The following is a 20,002-nucleotide window of genomic DNA, read 5'->3' as shown; positions in this document are numbered from 1 at the left end:
CTTCGGCTTCCTCCAGATTCGCGGTCGCCCGCGACACCCTTGCCGTTCAGCTAACTCTTCCCCTCGCCGGGCGAGTAGAGGACTTTCACCTCCAAGTGAGTGCGCCCTGCCGGGCGCACATAAAAAAGGAGCTCCATGCCTGGGCATGGAGCTCCTTTTTTGGTGCTGCTTGAATTCTGGCTCCCCGACCTGGACTCGAACCAGGGACCTGCGGATTAACAGTCCGTCGCTCTACCAACTGAGCTATCAGGGAAAAGAGGCCGCATTATATACGGCCAATTTCTAGCTGTCTAGGCTAGCAGGCAAATTTCCAAAAAATCAGAAGCTGCCCTTGAACTGCACGCCGAACTGGCGCGGCTCGTTGACGAAACCGGTCAGGTTGTTGAAGTCGATCGCGCCGACGATACGCTCGGTGTTGGTGATGTTGCGGCCAAACGCTGCCACTTCATACTTGCCGCCCTGCCAGTTGTAACCCACGCGCAGACCACCTTCCACCATGGCCTTGCCGGTGAATTCCTTGGCTTCGTACAGGAAGAAGTTGATCTTGCTGCGATAAGCCCAGTCGGTCAGCACGAACAGGTTGCCGTCGGCCAGCGCCCAGTTGTAGCGCGCGGTGGCGTTCAGGATGACCTTGGGTGCTTGCGGCAGCGGGTTGCCGTCGATGCTGACGCGGCCTGCCGCGTTCAGCGGATCGGTCACGGTGCACGAACCGCACTTGGCGACCGACAGCGAGGGATCTTCGATCTTGGTGAAGTTGTACGAACCGCCGGCGGTGACCTTGAAGTCAGGCGTCACGAAGGCTTCGAAGTCCGCTTCCAGGCCACGGCCGACGGTCTTGGCTGCGTTGATCAGCTTGGTCACGTTGGAGGTGCCGCCGACCACGGTCAGCTGCTGGTTCTTCACGTCGTAGTTGTAGATGCTGACCGAGGCGCGGGCGCGGCGGTTGAACAGGTCGGCCTTGATGCCGGCCTCGTACGACACGATGGTTTCCGCATCGGCCACGGTGATCGGCACCGACGCCGAAGCGGCGGCGATACTTGGCGCGCGGAAGCCGGTCGCTACGCGGGCATAGGCGTTGACGTCCTTGTTGATCTTGTAGGTCGCGCTCATGTCCCAGTTGGCTTTGTTCTTGCTCTCGTCGACCGAATCAGGGCCGGTCTGCGTCACGTTGACGCGCGAGGTGGTGGCAAAGTCCTTCTTGTCGTGGGTGTAGCGCAGGCCGCCGCGCAGCACCAGCTGGTCCGACACGTCATAGGTCAGCGAGCCGAACACTGCCGCAGCGGTGTTGTTCTGGTGGCTGGCCAGGTGCGTGGTCTGCAGCTGGGTGTTGCTGTCGAAGTTGTCGCTGTAACCGCTGGCGCTTTCCTTGAAGTAGTAGACGCCGCTCTGCCAGTTCAGCGGACCAGGGTTCTTCGACTCGACGCGGACTTCCTGGGTGTACTGATGCAGGCCGCTCAGGCCTCCACCGGTCTGCACCTGGAAGGGAATGAAGCCAGGACCGGCCGGGCTGCCACCGTCGATGTCGCCGCGGCTGTAGTAGTTGTCCACGGCTTCGTAGCCGGTGATCGAGAACAGCTTGACCGCGCCCAGGTCCCAGCTCAGGCGGGCATTGGCGCCGTTGGTGCTCAGGCTCTGCGTGTTCTGGCCGTTGGTGGCGATCTTGGTGAAGCTGTAACCGTCGGTGAAGTCGTTGCTGCCCTTCTTGATCAGGTTGGCGCGGAACAGACGGGCGCTGCCGTCGGTGGTGCGCGAGTGCACGTTGAACAAGGCGTTGAAGGTGGTGCTCGGGGTGTACAGGAACTGCACGCGCTCGGCGTGTTCGTTGTAGCCTTCCAGCGCATCGTTCTGCTTGGTGAAGGTGTTGTCGACGAAGTTGTCGCGGTGCTGGCGCAGCGTCGATACGCGCATCGCCCATTCGCTGCTCAGCGGCAGGTTGACGGCGCCTTCGGCGTTGATGGTGTTGTGGGTCGCCCACGACAGGTTGTAATAGCCTTCGACCTTCTTGGTGTTCGGCTTTTCGGATTCAAACTTGACCACGCCGGCCGGAGTGTTGCGGCCGAACAGCGTGCCCTGCGGGCCGCGCAGCACTTCCACGCCAGCCACGTCGAACATCGGGTAACCTTTCAGGATGCCGTTTTCCTGCACCACGTCGTCATACACCAGCGACACCGGCTGCGAAGCGAAGGTGCTGAAGTCGGTGTTGCCGTAGCCGCGGATGTAGAAGCGCGGGAAGGTGCGGCCGTTCGACGACTCCACGTTCAGCGATGGCACTTTGCCTGCCAGCACACGGATATCCTGGCCGCCGGACAGCAGCACGTCGAGCTTCTCGTCCTTCAACAAGGTGACCGAGACCGGCACGTCCTTGATGTTTTCGGCACGGCGCTGGGCGGTGACGGTGACGGTTTCCAGTTGCGGCTGGGCGGCGGTTTGCGCCATGGCGCTACCGATAGGCATAACGGCGCTCAGCGCCAGCAGGCGCTTGTGCATCTTCGACAGTTTGATCATTCAATTTCCCGATTTTGAGGTAAGGCAAAGAGTTAAAAACAGTGTCTCCTGTTCTCTCTTTCTTTTTGATACCACCCGGTCATCTAATGTGTCCGTGGCGGTGCAAGCGGATGTGAGGCCGTTTTTCGATGTCTAGAATGCACCGTCTTGCAGAAAGGCGGTATTTTCTTTCATTGATAGCAGGTATTGCAAGAGCAATATAAGCAAATGGGAATTTACTGTTAGAAATTTGGTGCCTCAGGAGGGCGGACTGAATAATAAAAGGCTAGACAGCCCGCCGCACCGGCATGAATGACAGATCGATCACGCTTACAATTCAGCCATGCCGGATCGCCAGACGTTGTTGTTGCACAACAGGTCTTGCCGCCGGCCGGGGCGCGACGCCGGCGGTGGCCGGTTTCTCATTGCCCAGCACAAAGCGGCTCATCGCCTGGACCAGGGCCTGGGTTTGCTCTTCCAGGCTGGCGGAGGCCGCCGCCGTCTGCTCGACCAGGGCGGCGTTTTGCTGGGTCATGTCGTCCATCTGGGTCACCGCGTCGTTGACCTGCTCGATGCCGGCGCCCTGCTCGGCCGAGGCGGTCGCGATGTCCGACATGATGATGGTGATGCGCTGCACGCTGCTGACGATCTCGCCCATCGCCTCGCCGGCCTGGTCGGCCAGCCGATTGCCGACCTCGACCTTCTCGACGCTGCGCCCGATCAGCTCCTTGATTTCCTTGGCGGCTGCGGCCGAGCGCTGCGCCAGGTTGCGCACCTCGGAAGCGACCACGGCGAAGCCGCGGCCCTGCTCGCCCGCGCGTGCCGCCTCCACGGCGGCGTTCAACGCCAGGATGTTGGTCTGGAACGCGATACCGTCGATGACGCCGATGATGTCGACAATCTTGCGTGAACTATCGTTGATCTCGCCCATGGTCTGCACCACCTGCGACACCACTTCGCCGCCGCGGCTGGCGACATCGGCGGCGCTGATCACCAGCTGGTTGGCCTGGCGCGCGTTGTCGGCGTTCTGCCTGACGGTGGAGGTCAGCTGCTCCATCGACGAGGCCGTCTCCTCCAGGTTGGAGGCCTGCGATTCCAGCCGCGCCGACACATCGGCGTTGCCGCTGGCGATGTCGCGCGTGGCGGCGCTGATATGGTCGATACTGCCCCGCACGTCGCCGACGATGCCGCGCAGGCTGTCGTTCATGTCCTTGAGCGCGCGCAGCACCTGCCCCACCTCATTGGGCGCGCCGACGTCGAAGTCGCTCACCAGGTTGCCGCGCGCAACGCTTTGCGCGACGGCGATGGCGTTGCTCAATGGCCGCGTCACCGAACGCGATATCAGCAGCGCCACATAGCCGGCCAGCGCCAGCAGCCCGAACATGGCGCCCAGCATCATCCAGCGGGTGGTGTAGAAGGCGCGGATCTTCTCGTCCAGCAAGGCGTCCAGCTGCTTGCTGGCGACCGCGTTCAGCGCGAACTGCAGGTCGATGGCCTGGGTCGACAGCGCCACGTAATTCTCCGCCGAATAGGTCAGCGCCTCCGGCTGCACGATCTCATGGACGGCCAGCTCGGTGATCTTGGTGGCGGCCTGGGCGGCCTCGCGCATGGCTGGCGCCAGCGTGGTCTCGAAGTCCGGGTTGTAGCGGGCGGCTTTGCCGAAGGCGGTCAGCGTCTGGTCCAACCGGTCCGTCACGCGTGCGACGATGGACGACAACAACAGGCGGTCCGCCGGGGTGGCGTCCTTCTTCGCCAGCAGACCGGCGCCCTTGGCGCGGGTCTTGCCGAGCTCCTCGGACAGATAGGGCAACTGATAAAACATGGCCTGGATCAGCTGGTAGGTGTCGCGGTCGGGATCAAGGCTGAGGCCGTAGTAGTCGCCGATCAGGTCGTTCACCTTCAGCAGCTTGGGCACCAGCGCGGTGTGTGCGGCGTAGCTTTGTGGCACCGTCAGGCTCTTCGACGACACCTGGGAACGCAAAGTCTGCCAGTCGCTGCGCGCCTGCGACCAGGCGGCATCGAGCACGGGGTCGTGCAGGGTTTTGACCAGGGCGTCGGTGGCGGCGTAGGCGCTGTCGGCTTCCTGCTGCTTGGCCGCGCGCTTCTCGTCCGAGGTGGCGCCGCCCAGCACCAGGGCAGACAGGCCACGATGCTGCTGGGTCAGCTGCACCATGCGCAGGCCGCCCACCACGGCCGGCATGCCGGCGCGCTCGTCCAGGTAAGCATCCAGCCCCTTGCCCGCTTCGCGCATGTACAGCCAGGTAGGGATGCTGGCGAGGATCACCGCGATCAGGCTCAGGATCAGGAACTTGTGCCCGAGCCGCAGGCTGCCAAGAAGAGTGTGCTTGTCCATGTCGCGCCTCCGTGTGTGTAAGTCACCGGGCCGCGCCCGCCGGCAAACTACGGCCCGTTGCTTTTGATCATAGTCTCATCCCGGGCGGTCGTGGTGGCTTTAATAGCACAAGTCGCAGATCGCCTACATGCCCAACGACCTCAGCAGCTCATCGTTGGCTTCATCCTCCGCCGATGCAGACGGGGCGGTAGATCCGCCGCCCTGGTTGCCGCGCTCCAGATCCATCAGCGCGTCCGTATCGGTGACCTCGCTGGAGTCGAAGTCGTGCAAACGGATGAACTCGGTTCGATCGATGGCCAGCTCGAGATAAAAGATATTACTCTTTTCCGTATAAAACGTGACGCGCCGCATCTCAGGGCGATCCAGCGGTGTGTCCACGCTGAGCATCACCTGCTTGGTCAGCACCAGCATCTTCGGCTGGTTCTGCGTGATGTTGGTTTGCAGCTCGCGCCGCACCTTGCCGGTGAAGTCGCCGACGATCTGGTTCATCAGCTCGCCCATGATGTTGGACACCTCGTCCGACGTATGGGAACTGGCCAGCTCGGACTTCGGCATGCCCATGTGCAACATGTAGCGTTCGTAGATTTCCATGGCCGTGTCGGCCGCGAAGTTCAGCACCACCAGGCCGGTGAAGCCGCCGTCGAACAGCACGAAACAGCCGATATCGGGCTTGAGGCCGGTCTTGGTGATCCGCTGCACCATGCCGGAATAATTGACCTTGCTCTGGGTGGCGACGTTCAGGACCCGGGTCACCGAGTTGCACAGACTCATCAACAAGTCTTCGGTCCCGTACACAACTTCCTTGTTTTCCTCGCTCATGATCTACCTCTAGTTATTTTTACAAGATGAAAGCACAGTTTCCTGGTCCAGCGAGAGACGGAACAAGACCACTTCGCTCAGCAAGCGGACGACCTCATCTTTCCATTCCTGGTCCCTGCCGCCGGCCGGCAGGGCGGCCAGGGTGCTGCGCAACAGCGCCACTTCGCGCTCCAGTTCACGCACCCTTTGCACCCGATCGACCGCTTCGGCTGAGATGACCATCGCTTTTCCTTCCGGCCAGAAATAAGATTCAGAATACCGAGGTGCAAGATTCCCGTCCACCGGAATCGCGCATTTCGGTGAGATTTGCGTGCCAAAATGCAAAAAGCCCCACGCCGAAAATTCACGCCAAGCGCCCCCCGCCGCCGCACGCCGGCCACCACTGGCCCACCAAGTAGCCCTATAATCGGCTCAGCAGGGAGACATAACAATGCGAATAATTCTTGCACTACTGGTCAGCTTGATGTGCATGCGCGTCGGCGCCGAACCATTGAGCGTGTCCAAGTTCAGCCAGCGCGAGCCTTGGGCGGGTTACATCCTCGAACTGCTGACCGAAGCGCTGGCCAGAACGCCCGGCCCCGAGCCCGACCAATGGCGCAGGGTGGAAACCCGGATGAACCAGGACCGCGCGTTTGCGATGCTGCGGACCGGCGAGGACCTGGTTATCTACTGGAGCATGACCTCGACAGCGCGCGAGCAAGGCGTGATCACCGTCCGCATTCCGTTGATGAAAGGCTTGCTCGGCAGCAGGCTGCTGATCATCCGCAAGGATACGCTGGGCAAATTCGACCGCATCAAGACCCTCGACGACCTGAAGACCATCAGCATCGGGCAAGGTCTGGATTGGCCGGACACCGCCATCAAAACCGCCGCCGGGCTGCATGTCGTCACCTCGTCCTCTTACGAGACCCTGTTCCGCATGCTCAAGGCCAAGCGTTTTGACGGCATCTCGCTGGGCGCGAACGAGGTCGAAGAAGAACTGGCCAAGCAGCGGGACCCGGACCTGATCATCGAAAAGAATATCGCGATCGCCTACCCGGCGCCGGTGTTTTTCTTTGTCACGCCGAAAAAGAAGGCGCTGGCCGCGCGCATCGAGAAAGGCTTGCGGCTGATGATGGAGGATGGCAGCTTCAACGCGATCTTCGACAAGCGCTGGAGCAAATCGCTGATCGCCAACAATATGAAGAACCGCTTGGTGTTTCAGCTGCCCAATCCGCTGCTGTCGCCGCAGACGGCGGAGATGATACGGCAACATCCCGAGCACTTCCTCTTCCCGCCGTTGCGGCAGGATAAATAGCGGGGTAGTCCCGATTGCTCTGCATTCGCCCTCACAACCGGCCCGGCAATAACAAAAAGGGCCGCATTTGCATGCGGCCCTTCGTATTCTGGCTCCCCGACCTGGACTCGAACCAGGGACCTGCGGATTAACAGTTCGGTGGTCTTGCCAGTTGCCCGAAAATAATGTCCTCACGAGGGGCGCCCATTCAATACCTATACTTCCGCTGCGGCACGGATCGGCGCGAGCGCGGCTTGTGCTTCTATCGGCATCTTTTCGATGACACTCAGGTAGGCAGCGGCAGTCGCATCAGGCTGACGCCTTCCCTGCTCCCAACCTTTGAGCGTTGCCAGTGGAATACGGAAGGTCGACGCAAAAGTTTGCTGGGACATCTTCAAGCTCTGGCGCAGCGTGCGTACATTGGGGACGCGCAACACATGCACCTGCGCGGCTTTCGACTGCCCCTGGGCATGAGCAACGGCCTGATTGAGGCTCTCGATCAAGTCATTACCAAAATCAGCTCCCATCTCAATCCCCTTTCACGGCGTGATGATCTTTCAGCGCCGCCGTTAGTTTCGTTACTTGCCGTTTCTGGTCTGGCGTCATGTCAACACTCGCAGCCTTTGCATAGGCGAGCAACATGTAGATCGGCGCGTTTGCGTGATAGTAGAAATAGATCACCCGTGCGCCGCCGCGCTTACCTGCTCCGGCCCTGGCCCATCGCAGTTTTCGAACTCCACCAGTCGCAGGAATAACATCCCCGCTTTCCGGATTGCGGGCTACATAGTCAATCAATTCGGCCCGTTCCTCATTTGTCCAGAGCGCCCTGGCTAAATTCAGGAATGCAGGCGTCTCAACGATGGTGATGGGTTTCGTCTCCATTCCTCGATGATACGTCATTGACGTCTACCACTCAAGAAAAAAACGTCATCGACGTTCGGTTTTTCAAGTAGGCCAAGCGCCAGAGCCAAATCGTAGGGATGGGCCATCCCCAGCCCAACTGGCCACAACAAAGGGCCACTATGCGCAAATAAACGGGTCCTAAAACGCAAAAACCCAACCGGGTTAGGGCTGGGTTTTTGGCGTGCTACTGTATTCTGGCTCCCCGACCTGGACTCGAACCAGGGACCTGCGGATTAACAGTCCGTCGCTCTACCAACTGAGCTATCAGGGATTTGAGGCCCGAATTATATCCGCTCAAAATGGATTTGGCGACCCCGCCGTGAATTTTTTTTATGCAGGGCGACGGCGACGCGCAATCGCGCCCACCAGACCCAGGCCAGCGAGCAGCATGGCATAGGTTTCCGGCTCAGGCACAGCCGCGGTGACCGAGACGTTGTCCAGCGCCGCGCCGTAGTAGGTATTGGCAGGATTGCCGGCGAAGGTCAGCGTGCTCAGGGCCGAGGTGGCGACAAAGCTGAAGCTCTCGTTTTGCCAGCCCATGGCGCTGTGCGAGCTGCCGGCCAGGGCGAACGAGAAGCTGTGCGGATCGGTCACGCCCACGGTAATGGTCTTGTCGCCGCCGCCGTCGTGATTGCCGGCCAGGCTGAAGCTGACGTTATAGGTGCCGCCGACCGTGGTGGCGAACGACTGGGAAATCGTGCCGGCGCTGCCGCCATTCAGGTCCAGGCTGTAGCTGCCGCCGGCAGGCTGCCAGTAGCTGTGGATCAGGTCCACGGTGCCGGCGTTGATGGTCCAGCCATCCAGGCCGGAGCCCAGTGTGACGAAATTGCCGCTGAAGGCGTTCGCGGCGGACTCGAAGCCACCATTAACAATCAACTCCGACGATGCGTGCGCCAGAGGAGCCAGCGCGGCCAACGCAGCGATTGCAGCCAGTTTTTTAATTTTTGACATCTTATTTCCCCCATTTAGTATCACAACAGCAACTAGGTTTTCCTAGAGTTAATGCCATGGTATACGATAACAAGAAAACATCAATGGTTTCATTTTGGAAACATTTTGAAAGCAACAAGTTAGCCTAGGCCGGGGACGGACTTGCCGGCGCCACGCGCGGCACCCGCAACGTGAAGCAAGCGCCGCGGCTTGGCTCGCTCATCACCTGCACGCTGCCGCACAAGGCGGTCGTTACCTGGTTGTAGACCACGTGCAGCCCCAAGCCACTGCCACCCTGCCCCAGCCGGGTGGTAAAGAATGGCTCGAACACGCGCACCAGATTGGCTTGCGGGATGCCGATGCCGTCGTCGGCAACGCTAATCTCCACAAAATCGTCGGCGCGCCGGCAGGCAGCGATGCGGATCTGCCCTTGCTCCCCGTCGGGGAAGGCATGCACCAAGGCATTGTTGATCAGGTTGAGCAGCGCCTGCTCCAGCGCGCCGGGGTAGCTGTCCATGGTGATGTCGCCCTCCACCTCGCACAGCACCTGGTGGCCGCTCTGGCGGATGAGCGTGCCCACGGTCGCCAGGATCTCGCCGAAAGTCTTTCTCAGGTCAAATTGACGCCGGCGCCTGCTGGATTGGTCCACCGCGACCTGTTTGAAACTGTCCACCAGCTCAGCCGCCCGCCCCAGGCAGTGCAGCAGGATATCGGCGCCCTGGTCGACACCGCCGATGAAGTCGTCCATATGCTTGCGTGTGACGCCCGTCGCCAGCTCCCTGGCGATCGTTCCGACGTTGCTCTTGAGTGTGCTGGCGACCAACAGCCCGTTGCCGATCGGCGTATTGAGCTCATGCGCGACGCCGGCCACCAGGTTGCCCAGGGCCGACATCTTTTCCGCGCGCAGCAATTCGGCTTGCATCGCGCCGATCTTGTCCAGCGCCGCCTTCAATTCGCCGTTGCTGACGGACAACGCCCGGTTGGCGTCGAGCAGGTCGGCATTGCTTGATATTAACTTCTGTTGCTGCTCCATGAGCCTGAAGTCCGCCTCGATCGCCTTCTTGATTTCCCACAGCAAATCGACGTAACGCTGCTGATATGAGCGCTTCTTGCTGTCAAGTACGCAGATCGTGCCGAATACCTCGTCGTCCGGCCACAGCAGCGGCACGCCAAGATACGAGATCATGTTCAGCGCGACATCGGGATTGTCCTTCCAGTGCTCGTCTTCGAGCGCATGCGGCACATGCAGCAGCGACCGGGTTGCCATCACCGTTTCGCAGTACAGGCCGGTGTTCAGCTTGGCTTTCTCGTACGCCTCATACGGATTGCCTGGCGTATGGCTGGACACCAACACCTCGATCTGTTCCGGCCCGACGCGCATAATCAGGCCGGCCGGCACGTCGAAGATGCCCGCCATCACATTCGTGGTCTGCTGCCACTTTCCCAGGAAATCGTCCGAGACGACACGTTGTTGGAACATAACGGCGAGCTCCTTGATCAGTCGGTACAAGGGACACAAATTGCGTGTTGATTGGCAAATGGTAGGCCCATTTGCAAGAAATCTGTGAAATATTATGCGGCCGCGCTGGTGGCACCAGTCGGCGTCGCCTCACCGGAGGGGGATGCAAACCCCGAAACAATCTGACTATAATGATGCGAGCCAACTTGACCGATGGGGCCGCCGATGTGGTTAACCGCCGTAGTTTTTGCCGCGACTGCCGCTGCTAGCCCCGCCGCAGAACCAGCGCCAGCCCACCCAGCTTCCATCAAGATAGGGTTGCAAAGCGTGATCGCGCCGTTCGTGCTGTCGGACCACGCATCAGGTTTGTTTGCCGACGTGCTGCGCGCCGCGTTCGCGTCGCAGCAGGTCAACGTCGAATTTCTCTATTTGCCCAACGTGCGTTTTGATGAGCAATTTCGTCAGGGCTTGTTCGACGTCACCACGGCATCCGCTCCAGGACAATCACCGGACGGTTATCTGAGCCGGTGGCCGGTTACGTATTTCCACAATATGGCGATTACCTTGCGCAGCCGGATTCCAACGCTGTCGAGCATGGATGAGTTGAAGAAGTATCGGGTGACCGCGTTCCGCAACGCGCAAAAGGCGCTGGGGCCGGCCTACGCCGCAGCGACGGCGAATCATCCGCAATACCGGGAAGCGACCACCATGCCTTCCGGCACGCTCTTCCTGGACCGCACGGACGTGATTATTTCGCAGCCCGATGTGTTCCGCTATTACCTCAAGCAACAGTTGCCGCAAAAGCGCCATGCCGAGCCGGAATTGGCGTACCACGACGTATTGGGACCGGGAAAATTCTACTGGATGCGGTTCCGCACGGAGGCTCAGCGGGATATGTTTGAGCGAGGCATCACGCAACTTTACGCCAGCGGGGAAATCGACCGCATCCTGGCTCGCTACCAAAGCGACTACGGCGTCACGCGCGACTTCTTCATCGCGCTGGATTGCCAATTCCGGCCGGAACTGGCGCCGCAGAAATGCAAAAACCTCAGCGAGATGCTTCACTAGTGATGGCTGAGCAATATCAAGACAGATGATTGGTTCTGCTCGCAAGCTCTCCCCATGACTGGCGGGTGCTGGGCTCCGCTGAGGTTTCCGTTCCGTTCGCAGAAATAGCCGCGCGCTGCGCGCTGCTGGCGCTCACGCATCTCCAAAAACGAAAAAAGGGACTACACGCCTCAGCATGCAACCCCTTGATTCTGTACCACTAAAATTCTGGCTCCCCGACCTGGACTCGAACCAGGGACCTGCGGATTAACAGTCCGTCGCTCTACCAACTGAGCTATCAGGGAAAAGAGGCGATATTATAGCTGCTCACAGCCAATTTGGCTTCCCCTTGGGGAAAAATTTTCCTCAGCCACCTTGGCGCCGCACATTCGCCACGCCGGCGCCGGTGTGCAGGCGTCTTGGCGGCATGACAACGCCGGCTTCACCTGCCGGCTCGCCGGGCAAGTCATCATCCAGCATCCGCACCAGCGGCGCCAGCGCCAGCCGCTCGTCCGGGGTCGTGGTTTGCAACGCCAGGTCGCGCGCGATGTCGCGCAGCCGCCATTGAATTTCCCGGCAGGCCACTTCGCGCTCAAACAGCAGCATGTCGTCCGTCCCCGCGCCCAGGTCCGGCTCCGGCCGCAAGTACACGTCCAGGCCAGTGCTGATGAACGCCCGCCGGATATTGCGCACCCGCTCCATCGTCTTGTGCAATAGCTGCAGCGTGCTGGGCGACTTCGCCGCCGCGCCCGCCGTCAATCCCTCGCCGATGTCGAGGATGGCCGCAATGCGGGCAAACAGGCGTCCCACGCCCTCCCCGCCCTGGGCGCGGACCGGATCGGCGCCCACTTCCGGGGCCGCCATCCGCAACGCGCCCGAGATGGCCGACAGCAACTGATGCGAGTGTTCGCCGGGAATGATCTTTAGCGCCAGCTCGGCCCGCTCCAGCGGATGATCCTTCAGCAACAGGCCGGCGATCATCTCCGCCACCGCCACCGCCTGGCCCGGCGCGCTGATCTGGTCGCCGCAGATCTGGCGCGGATAGCCACTGCCGTCGAAGCGCTCGTGATGCTCGGCCACCGCCCGGCCGACCGCGAACGGATAGCCGCCCAGCTCGTCGATCAGCATCTGTCCGATGCGCGGATGCACGACCACGTGCGACCACTCGTGCGGCAGCAGCCGCCTGCCGCGCGCCAGGTGGGCCGGCTCGATGTACAGCTCGCCGATATCGTGCAGCATGCCCGACAGGCCGGCCACCATCTGATCCGGCTCGCTCAGGCCCTGCTTCTGCGCCATGCAGATGGACAGCAGGCTGACCAGCACCGCGTGTTCCAGCGCATGGGCCCCGCTGCGGTCGGCCACGGTCAGCATCATCTCCAGCGCGCTGCCGAATTCCAGCTTCCCCAACTGCGCCAGCACCGAGGCGCCGCCCTTGCTGGTGGCGCGCACAATGTGCGCCACCGACGGGCTGGTATCGATCAGGCGGCTGGCGATGGCGACGATGGCGCGCGCATCAACGCTGCCGCTCGCCCGCACGCAACTTTCAAACGGTTGCCGCAATTTATGCAGGATCAGCTTTTCCTGGAGCGCGCGGGTGACCTGGGTGCCCTTGGCGACCAGCTTCAAGCCGCGCACGTCGAGGATGTCCACGATCACTTCCACCTCCATGACTTCAGCCACCGACATCACCTTTTCCAGGTAGTGGCGATTGACAGGGGCGGCGTGCAGGGCTGACATGGGGTTCCTTCCGGTAGCGGCGCAAGGCCGTAATTTCAACTACCAAAATGATAGTTGAAAGGTTACCGGATTGCAACATAGATTACTACGTAGAAATAAAAACCAGATTTACCGCCCGTGGCGCGCAAACAAAAAAACCGCATGTGGCGTTTAGGCACACATGCGGCTTTCGTATTCTGGCTCCCCGACCTGGACTCGAACCAGGGACCTGCGGATTAACAGTCCGTCGCTCTACCAACTGAGCTATCAGGGATTAGCACTACATTCAGGTTAAGCTTAGTCGCTCAACCCGAAGAAGCAAGATTTTAAAGGACTTTGGCGATCGCGTCAATAACGATGTCAATGTTGCGGGAATTGAGCGCGGCGACGCAGATCCGGCCGGTGTCGACCGCGTAGATCGACTGCGCGCGCAGCTGCTCGACCTGCGCCTTGCTCAGGCCGGAGTACGAGAACATACCGACCTGGTCGCTGACGAAGGCGAAATCATGGGCCGGCGCCTTGGCCTTCAGCTTGGCGACGAAGGCGACCCGCATTTCCTTGATGCGCACGCGCATGCCGGCCAGTTCGTCTTCCCACATCTGGCGCAGCTCAGGCGTGGTCAGCACGGTGGCCACCACTTTGCCGCCATGGACCGGAGGATTCGAATAGTTGGTGCGCACCACGCGCTTGAGTTGCGACATCAGGCGGCTCGCCTCTTCGCCGTTGGCGGCGACCACGCTCAGCGCGCCCACGCGCTCGCCGTACAGCGAGAACGACTTCGAGAACGAGTTCGACACCAGCAGCGGACCGCCGGCGGCGGCAAAGCGGCGCACCACGGCGCCGTCTTCGGCGATGCCGGCGCCGAAGCCCTGGTAAGCCATGTCCAGGAACGGCACCAGGCCGCCATTGGTCACGGCGGCGATCACCTCATCCCACTGGGCCGAGCTCAGGTCGGCGCCGGTCGGGTTGTGGCAGCAGGCGTGCAGCAGCACGATGGAGCCGCGCGGCATGGCCTTCAGGTCGGCCAGCATGCCGGCGAAGTTCACGCCATGGGTGGCCGCGTCGTAGTAAGCGTAGTTGTTGACGGTGAAACCGGCGCTCTCGAACAGCGCGCGGTGGTTCTCCCAGCTCGGATCGCTGATGTAGACCTGCGAATCGGGCGCGAAGCGCTTCAGGAAGTCGGCGCCGATCTTCAGTGCGCCGGTGCCGCCGATGGCCTGCACGGTCACGGCGCGCTTCTCTTGAATCACGGCGCTGTCGGCGCCGAACACCAGCTCCTGCACCGCCTTGTCGTAGGCGGCCAGGCCTTCGATCGGCAGGTAGGTGCGCGGGGCAGGCGCGGCGATCAGCATCTCTTCGGCTTTCTGCACGCACGACAGCAGCGGCACTTTGCCGTTGTCGTCATAATAGACGCCCACGCCCAGATTGATTTTGGCCGGATTCTGGTCGGCGTTGAAAGCTTCGGTAATGCCCAGGATAGGGTCGCGTGGTGCCATGTCGATGGCGCTGAACAAGCTAGGATTCGTCATGATAAGATTGGATTCGATTGGAAGCGGTACGCAGCGGTTGAAGGTAGACAGCGCCCAATGAAAAACTGCTTCAGGCCGCTGGCAGGCCATTATTTTAACAAAGGTCGGACAAGATGGCGGATTTACCAGTAGTAGTCACCCCAAACGCAACGGTAGTTACCTTCCCGGACTCGCCGTTCAAGCTGCACCAACCCTTCCCGCCGGCCGGCGACCAGCCCACCGCGATCAACCTGCTGTGCGAGGGCATCGACGACGGCCTGTCCTTCCAGACCCTGCTCGGCGTGACCGGTTCCGGCAAGACCTACACGATGGCCAACGTGATCGCCCGCAAGGGACGCCCCGCCATCGTCTTCGCCCCGAACAAGACGCTGGCCGCGCAGCTGTATTCGGAGTTCCGCGAATTCTTCCCGGAGAACGCGGTCGAATACTTCGTCTCCTACTACGACTACTACCAGCCGGAAGCCTATGTGCCGCAGCGCGACCTGTTCATTGAAAAGGATTCGTCCATCAATGAGCACATCGAGCAGATGCGCCTGTCCTGCACCAAGTCGCTGATGGAGCGGCGCGACGTCATCATCGTCGCCACCGTGTCGGCGATCTACGGTATCGGTAACCCGACCGAATACCACCAGATGATTTTGACGCTGCGCACCAAGGACCGCGTGTCGCAGCGCGACATCATCGCCCGTTTGATCCAGATGCAGTACACCCGCAACGAAGTGGACTTCGGCCGCGGCACCTTCCGCGTGCGCGGCGACACGCTCGACATCTTCCCGGCCGAGAATGCGGAACTGGCGGTGCGCCTGGACCTGTTCGACGACGAGCTGGAATCGATCCAGCTGTTCGATCCACTGACCGGCCGCGTCAAGCAGAAGATCCCGCGCTTCACCGTCTATCCGGGTTCGCACTACGTCACGCCGCGTTCGACCGTGCTGCGCGCGATCGAGACCATCAAGGTGGAGCTGCGCGAGCGGCTGGAGTTCTACCGCAAGGAGAACAAGCTGATCGAGGAACAGCGCCTGGAACAGCGCACCCGCTTCGACCTGGAGATGATGGCCGAAATCGGCTTCACCAAGGGCATCGAGAACTACTCGCGCCACCTGAGCGGCGCCCTGCCCGGCGAACCGCCGCCGACGCTGGTCGACTACCTCCCGAAAGACGCGCTGATGTTCCTCGACGAGTCGCACGTGCTGATCGGCCAGCTGAGCGCCATGTACAACGGCGACCGTTCGCGCAAGGCCAACCTGGTGGACTACGGTTTCCGCCTGCCGTCCGCGATGGACAACCGGCCGCTGAAGTTCGAGGAGTTCGAGCAGAAGATGCGGCAGACGGTGTTCGTCTCCGCCACCCCGGCCGAATACGAGCGCACCCACGCCGACCAGGTGGTCGAGCAGGTGGTGCGTCCGACCGGCCTGGTGGACCCGCTGATCATCGTGCGTCCGGCCAGCTCGCAGGTGGACGACCTGATGTCCGAGATCACGCTGCGCGTCGCCAAGAACGAGCGCGTGCTGGTGACCACGCTGACCAAGCGCATGTCGGAACAGCTGACCGAATACCTGAGCGATCACGGCATCAAGGTGCGCTATCTGCACAGCGATATCGAAACGGTGGAGCGGGTCGAGCTGCTGCGCGACCTGCGCCTGGGCACCTTCGACGTGCTGGTGGGGATCAACCTGCTGCGCGAAGGCCTGGATTTGCCGGAGGTGTCGCTGGTGGCGATCCTGGACGCCGACAAGGAAGGCTTCCTGCGCTCCGAACGCTCGCTGATCCAGACCATCGGCCGCGCGGCGCGTAACCTGAACGGTGTGGCGCTGCTGTACGCGGACCGCATGACCGATTCAATGGAGCGCGCCATCGGCGAGACAGAACGCCGCCGCGCCAAGCAGATCGCCTTCAACACCGCCAACGGCATCGTGCCGCGCGGCGTGCACAAGGTGATCCGCGACATGATCGACGGCGTATACAGCCCGCAGGATGCGAAGGAGGAGCTGCAGGTGGCGCAGGAGACGGCCAAGTACGAATCCATGAGCGAGAAGCAGATCAGCAAGGAGATCAAGCGCCTGGAGAAGACCATGCTCGATCACGCCAAGAACCTGGAGTTCGAGAAGGCCGCGCAGGTGCGCGACCAGCTGCATCACCTCAAGCAGCAGCTGTTCGGCGCGCCGGGCGCGGACAATATCGCCTGAGGCTTACTTGCTGGCTGACGGCGCCTTGATGAAAGTACTCAAGGCGTCGATCAGCTGCGGCGCCACCGGAAACTCGGGGCTGCCGTAGGATTTCTGCTGCATGGCCTCATCGTCGCCGACCATCTTCAGCAGATGGTTCATGCCTTCCACCACCACCAGCTTGGCCTTCGGCGCGGCGGCGGCCAGCACCTTCGCTTCCGACGGCTGTACCTGGATGTCCGACGTGCCTTGCAGGATCAGCACCGGCATCGTCAGCGCCGCGATCGCCGTGCGCGGGTCATGCTTCAGCGACGAGATCAGATACGGCTGCACCGACGGGTGATACAACATCATCAAGCCTGGCGGCACATCGTCGACCGTCTTGCCCTGCTTGAGTGCGGCCAGTATGCGTTCGTTCTGCGCTTCCAGTTCCGGCGGCAGCTTGGACTTGAGCTGCTCGCGCAGGATGTCGTCGAGCGGATGGCCGGCGCCGGCGATCAGCACGCAGGCATCGGTGGCCGCCAGCCTGCAGGCCTCGGCGGCGATCTGCGCGCCTTCGCTGTGCCCCGCCATCACCACGCGCGAGAAGCGCGGATCGGCGCGCAGCTTGCGCAGCCACGCGGTGGCATCGTCGATGTAGTCGTCCAGCCGCAGATCCTGCTCCTTCCACACCGGCAGCGCGCTGGCGCCAATGGCGCGCTTGTCGTAGCGCACCGACGCGATACCGCGCTGGGCCAGCGCCTCGGCCACCATGCGCAACGAATCGTTGGGCCCCGGCAGCAGCCGGTTGTTACCGTCGCGGTCAGTCGGGCCGGAACCGGCGTGCAGCAGCACCACGGGGAACTTGCCGCCGCCGTCAGGCAGCAGCTCCGTGCCATACAAGGTGCCGCCGCCCACATCCAGCGACACCGGCCGCTGGGCAGCATGGACCGACACCGACAACATCAACAAAGACAGCAATAGCTTGAAGCGCATACCAATTCTCCGATCAGTGAGGAAGACGTTTGTAGAGCAGCAGCGAATAGCCTACCGCCAGCGGCGCCCAGGCCAGCATCAGCGCCAGCAAGGCCCATATCGGGGCGCCCAGCCAGAGGGCGAACAGTCCCAGCAAGCCGCTGGCGACCATCAGCCGCGCGGCCAGCCGGTGCGTGGCGTACCACACGCGCTCGCTGGCCAGGGTCCAAGGCGTGCGGATGCCCATGAAGAAATTGCGGCGCACCTTGCCCAACGGGTTGCCGGCCAAAATAAGCAGCACGAATATGCCGGCAGGGATGGCCGTCCCCATCGGCACCAAGACCTGCAGCGAGGCCGCCAGCACCAGCGCGTAGACATAGGCAAGCAGGCCGACCACGACGCCGCTCAGATAGTAGTAGGTCGATTCAAAACCGTTGATCTCGAAGCGGCGCGGCGAGATCGCGGGCATCACCACGCCCAGCCAGGCCACCATCGCCATCATGCCGGGGCCCAGCAACCACAAGGCCGCCTTGGGGCCATAGCCATCGGCCACGCCGCCGGCGTTCCAGTGCACCGGCACCCGCGCGGGCAACTGCGGCCAGAAGTGGATGGTGGCCGCGCTGGCGACGCCAATCAGCAAGGCGCAAAACAGCAGATAACGGGTTTTCACTTTTTCCTCCCTTTGGTTTCGGCGCCGGCCAGGTCCATCATCCATGACAGCACATCCTGGAGCACCGTGGTGTTCAAGCCGTACCAGATGGTCTGCCCTTCGCGCCGGCGCGTAATCAGGTCGGCGTCGGCCAGCACCGCGAAGTGATGCGACATGGTCGGCTTGCTCATATCGAAATGCGCCGCCAGGTCGCCGGCCGTCATCTCGCCGGAACGCAGCAGGCGCAATATCTCGCGCCGCGCCGGATCGGCGATGGCTTTGAAGGCGTTGTTGGAAGCACTCATATTAAGGCAGTCATCTAATTAGACAGTTATCTAAATATAGGCCGACTTGAGGGCCAAGTCAAGCACCCTCCCCGCCTCGCCGCACTAAAGCGTCTTGACGAACTCGCGTATGCCGCCGAGCAGCATTTCGACCGACATCGCCGTCAGGATCAGGCCCATCAGCCGTTCGAAGGCCGTCATCACCTGAGGGCCGAGGACTTTCTGCAGCTTCTCGGCGCTGAGGAACACGGCCAGCCAGACCAGGCCCACGGCCGCCAGCGCCGCCACGTGCACCAGCACCTCGCCGGTGCTCTCGCGCGAGAACAGCAGCACCGTGGCCAGCGCCGACGGCCCTGCCAGCGCCGGGATCGCCAGCGGCACGATGAAGGGTTCACCTCCCTCGGTGCGGCCCAGCACGCCGTCCGGATGCGGGAAGATCATGCGGATCGAGATCAGCAGCAGGATCACGCTGCCGCCGATGCGCAGCGACACCTCCGACAATTGCAGCGCGGTCAGGAAGTGGCGGCCGAAGAACATGAAGACCAGCAGCAGCACGAAGGCGATCGCGCACTCGCGGATGACGATGCGCGAGCGGCGCTCCACCGGCACCGGGTTGAGCACGCTGGCAAACAGCGGCACGTTGCCGAACGGGTCGGTCACCAGCAGCAGCAGGATGAAGGTCTGGAAGAAGTTCTGGGTCATGGCATCCCTGGGTCAGATGAAAAACGGGAGCCGAAGCTCCCGTTTGCAGTGTACCACCAGATTCGGCTTAAACCGATTTGCGGCGGCGTGCCACCACACCCATCAGGCCCAGGCCAGCCAGCAGCATGGCGTAGGTTTCTGGTTCCGGCACTGGTGCGGTCTCATAGGTATAGGTCACATGGGCGTAGCCGTCCATCAGGATGTCGGTGCCGTATTTGGCATTGCCGCCCGAGGTCAGCGCCTGGCCAGAAACACCGGACAGGCTAGCCGAGTAAGTGCCGCCGCCGATGAAGGCACTCAGGTCACTTGGCTGGCTGAAGGTCAGCGCATTGCTGGTGGTCAGCGCGTCGACGTCGCTGTGCTTGCTGGCGCCGGCGGCCAGGGTGAAGCTTGGATCGATCCAGTTACCGGTGGTGACAGTCTTGCCAGCCAGGGTGGCGGTCAAGTCGCCGCCGGTATGGACGGTGAAGGTCGACACAGCGCCGCTGGTTGCCTTGTTCTTGATGTCGATCGTGCCGTAGATGGTATTGAACAGCTCGAACTGAACCGAAGTCAGCGTGCCCAGGTTGCCGTTGAACTGGGCAAAGCTCAGCGCGCCAGCATTGGATTCAACGTCTTGAATGGCGAGCGTAATAATCGGGGTGGTCTGCTTGGTCGCAGCATGCGCGCCAAAAGCGACAGTCATGGCCGCAGCCACAAACAGGGTCTTCGTGAATTTTTTCATTTTATATC

The 20,002-nt window shown here is 61.8% G+C and carries 18 protein-coding genes and 4 tRNA genes; 3 read left to right on the top strand and 19 right to left on the bottom strand.

Annotated elements, in window-relative coordinates; all coding sequences use genetic code 11:
• Positions 1–177: 177 nt before the first annotated feature.
• The 5 genes from KVP70_RS26585 to KVP70_RS26565 form a co-directional block, all read right to left on the bottom strand.
• Positions 178–253 (bottom strand) — tRNA-Asn (locus tag KVP70_RS26585).
• Between the two features lie 65 nt (positions 254–318).
• A complete protein-coding gene (locus KVP70_RS26580) occupies positions 319–2,505 on the bottom strand; it encodes a TonB-dependent receptor (RefSeq protein ID WP_217945419.1) in 2,187 nt (728 codons plus the stop codon).
• 316 nt (positions 2,506–2,821) lie between these two features.
• Positions 2,822–4,837 carry a methyl-accepting chemotaxis protein gene (locus KVP70_RS26575; protein ID WP_217945418.1) on the bottom strand — a complete coding sequence of 672 codons (2,016 nt, stop codon included), beginning with the start codon at positions 4,835–4,837 and terminating at the stop codon, positions 2,822–2,824.
• A 123-nt stretch (positions 4,838–4,960) separates the two neighbouring features.
• Entirely contained in the window at positions 4,961–5,656 is a 696-nt protein-coding gene (locus KVP70_RS26570; RefSeq protein ID WP_217945417.1) for a DUF3334 family protein, read from the bottom strand.
• Positions 5,657–5,665: 9 nt separating this feature from the next.
• Complete coding sequence (locus tag KVP70_RS26565) at positions 5,666–5,878, bottom strand: hypothetical protein (protein ID WP_217945416.1); 213 nt, start codon at positions 5,876–5,878, stop codon at positions 5,666–5,668.
• Between the two features lie 208 nt (positions 5,879–6,086).
• Here KVP70_RS26565 and KVP70_RS26560 point away from each other — a divergent pair, with 208 nt between their 5' ends.
• Positions 6,087–6,953, top strand: a complete 867-nt coding sequence (locus KVP70_RS26560) for a substrate-binding periplasmic protein (protein ID WP_217945415.1) — start codon at positions 6,087–6,089, stop codon at positions 6,951–6,953.
• A 194-nt stretch (positions 6,954–7,147) separates the two neighbouring features.
• On the opposite strand, the gene KVP70_RS26555 is transcribed toward KVP70_RS26560, so the two are convergent.
• The 5 genes from KVP70_RS26555 to KVP70_RS26535 all read right to left on the bottom strand — a co-directional run bounded on the left by KVP70_RS26555 (position 7,148) and on the right by KVP70_RS26535 (position 10,245).
• Entirely contained in the window at positions 7,148–7,459 is a 312-nt protein-coding gene (locus tag KVP70_RS26555) for a helix-turn-helix domain-containing protein (protein WP_217945414.1), read from the bottom strand.
• A gap of 1 nt (position 7,460) precedes the next feature.
• Positions 7,461–7,832: a type II toxin-antitoxin system RelE/ParE family toxin gene (locus KVP70_RS26550; protein WP_229225108.1), complete on the bottom strand. Its 372-nt coding sequence runs from the start codon at positions 7,830–7,832 to the stop codon at positions 7,461–7,463.
• A 198-nt stretch (positions 7,833–8,030) separates the two neighbouring features.
• Positions 8,031–8,106: transfer RNA gene (locus tag KVP70_RS26545), tRNA-Asn, on the bottom strand.
• A gap of 59 nt (positions 8,107–8,165) precedes the next feature.
• The gene (locus tag KVP70_RS26540) at positions 8,166–8,786 is read right to left on the bottom strand and encodes a choice-of-anchor C family PEP-CTERM protein (RefSeq protein WP_217945427.1); all 621 of its coding nucleotides are present in this window, start codon (positions 8,784–8,786) and stop codon (positions 8,166–8,168) included.
• A 124-nt stretch (positions 8,787–8,910) separates the two neighbouring features.
• Complete coding sequence (locus tag KVP70_RS26535) at positions 8,911–10,245, bottom strand: GAF domain-containing sensor histidine kinase (RefSeq protein ID WP_217945413.1); 1,335 nt, start codon at positions 10,243–10,245, stop codon at positions 8,911–8,913.
• Positions 10,246–10,449: 204 nt separating this feature from the next.
• On the opposite strand from KVP70_RS26535, the gene KVP70_RS26530 reads away from it, so the two are divergent.
• On the top strand, positions 10,450–11,292 hold the full coding sequence (locus tag KVP70_RS26530; RefSeq protein ID WP_217945412.1) for a transporter substrate-binding domain-containing protein: 843 nt from the start codon (positions 10,450–10,452) through the stop codon (positions 11,290–11,292).
• 208 nt (positions 11,293–11,500) lie between these two features.
• Here the strand turns inward: KVP70_RS26530 and KVP70_RS26525 are convergent.
• From KVP70_RS26525 to KVP70_RS26510, 4 genes are all read right to left on the bottom strand, one after another.
• Positions 11,501–11,576, bottom strand: a tRNA-Asn gene (locus KVP70_RS26525).
• Positions 11,577–11,637: 61 nt separating this feature from the next.
• Positions 11,638–13,008 carry an HD-GYP domain-containing protein gene (locus tag KVP70_RS26520; RefSeq protein ID WP_217945411.1) on the bottom strand — a complete coding sequence of 457 codons (1,371 nt, stop codon included), beginning with the start codon at positions 13,006–13,008 and terminating at the stop codon, positions 11,638–11,640.
• A 177-nt stretch (positions 13,009–13,185) separates the two neighbouring features.
• Positions 13,186–13,261, bottom strand: a tRNA-Asn gene (locus KVP70_RS26515).
• Between the two features lie 52 nt (positions 13,262–13,313).
• A complete protein-coding gene (locus tag KVP70_RS26510; RefSeq protein ID WP_217945410.1) occupies positions 13,314–14,516 on the bottom strand; it encodes an amino acid aminotransferase in 1,203 nt (400 codons plus the stop codon).
• 113 nt (positions 14,517–14,629) lie between these two features.
• Here KVP70_RS26510 and uvrB point away from each other — a divergent pair, with 113 nt between their 5' ends.
• Positions 14,630–16,702 carry an excinuclease ABC subunit UvrB gene (uvrB, locus tag KVP70_RS26505; RefSeq protein WP_217945409.1) on the top strand — a complete coding sequence of 691 codons (2,073 nt, stop codon included), beginning with the start codon at positions 14,630–14,632 and terminating at the stop codon, positions 16,700–16,702.
• A 3-nt stretch (positions 16,703–16,705) separates the two neighbouring features.
• On the opposite strand, the gene KVP70_RS26500 is transcribed toward uvrB, so the two are convergent.
• The 5 genes from KVP70_RS26500 to KVP70_RS34440 all read right to left on the bottom strand — a co-directional run bounded on the left by KVP70_RS26500 (position 16,706) and on the right by KVP70_RS34440 (position 19,994).
• Positions 16,706–17,656: an alpha/beta hydrolase gene (locus KVP70_RS26500; protein WP_217945408.1), complete on the bottom strand. Its 951-nt coding sequence runs from the start codon at positions 17,654–17,656 to the stop codon at positions 16,706–16,708.
• A gap of 13 nt (positions 17,657–17,669) precedes the next feature.
• Positions 17,670–18,305, bottom strand: a complete 636-nt coding sequence (locus KVP70_RS26495) for an SdpI family protein (protein ID WP_217945407.1) — start codon at positions 18,303–18,305, stop codon at positions 17,670–17,672.
• Entirely contained in the window at positions 18,302–18,589 is a 288-nt protein-coding gene (locus tag KVP70_RS26490) for an autorepressor SdpR family transcription factor (RefSeq protein ID WP_217945406.1), read from the bottom strand. The genes KVP70_RS26495 and KVP70_RS26490 overlap by 4 nt, the downstream gene beginning before the upstream one ends.
• Before the next feature lie 84 nt (positions 18,590–18,673).
• Positions 18,674–19,270 (bottom strand): MarC family protein, encoded by a 597-nt coding sequence (locus KVP70_RS26485; protein ID WP_217945405.1) that lies wholly within the window; start codon positions 19,268–19,270, stop codon positions 18,674–18,676.
• 67 nt (positions 19,271–19,337) lie between these two features.
• Complete coding sequence (locus KVP70_RS34440; protein ID WP_229225106.1) at positions 19,338–19,994, bottom strand: choice-of-anchor E domain-containing protein; 657 nt, start codon at positions 19,992–19,994, stop codon at positions 19,338–19,340.
• Positions 19,995–20,002: the final 8 nt, after the last annotated feature.

Origin of the sequence: Duganella violaceipulchra, from assembly GCF_019166075.1 — a bacterium.
Classification (GTDB): Bacteria; Pseudomonadota; Gammaproteobacteria; order Burkholderiales; family Burkholderiaceae_D; genus Rugamonas; species Rugamonas violaceipulchra.
The sequence above is the reverse complement of the archived record's forward strand: the minus strand, read 5'-3'. Positions and strand labels throughout refer to the sequence as shown.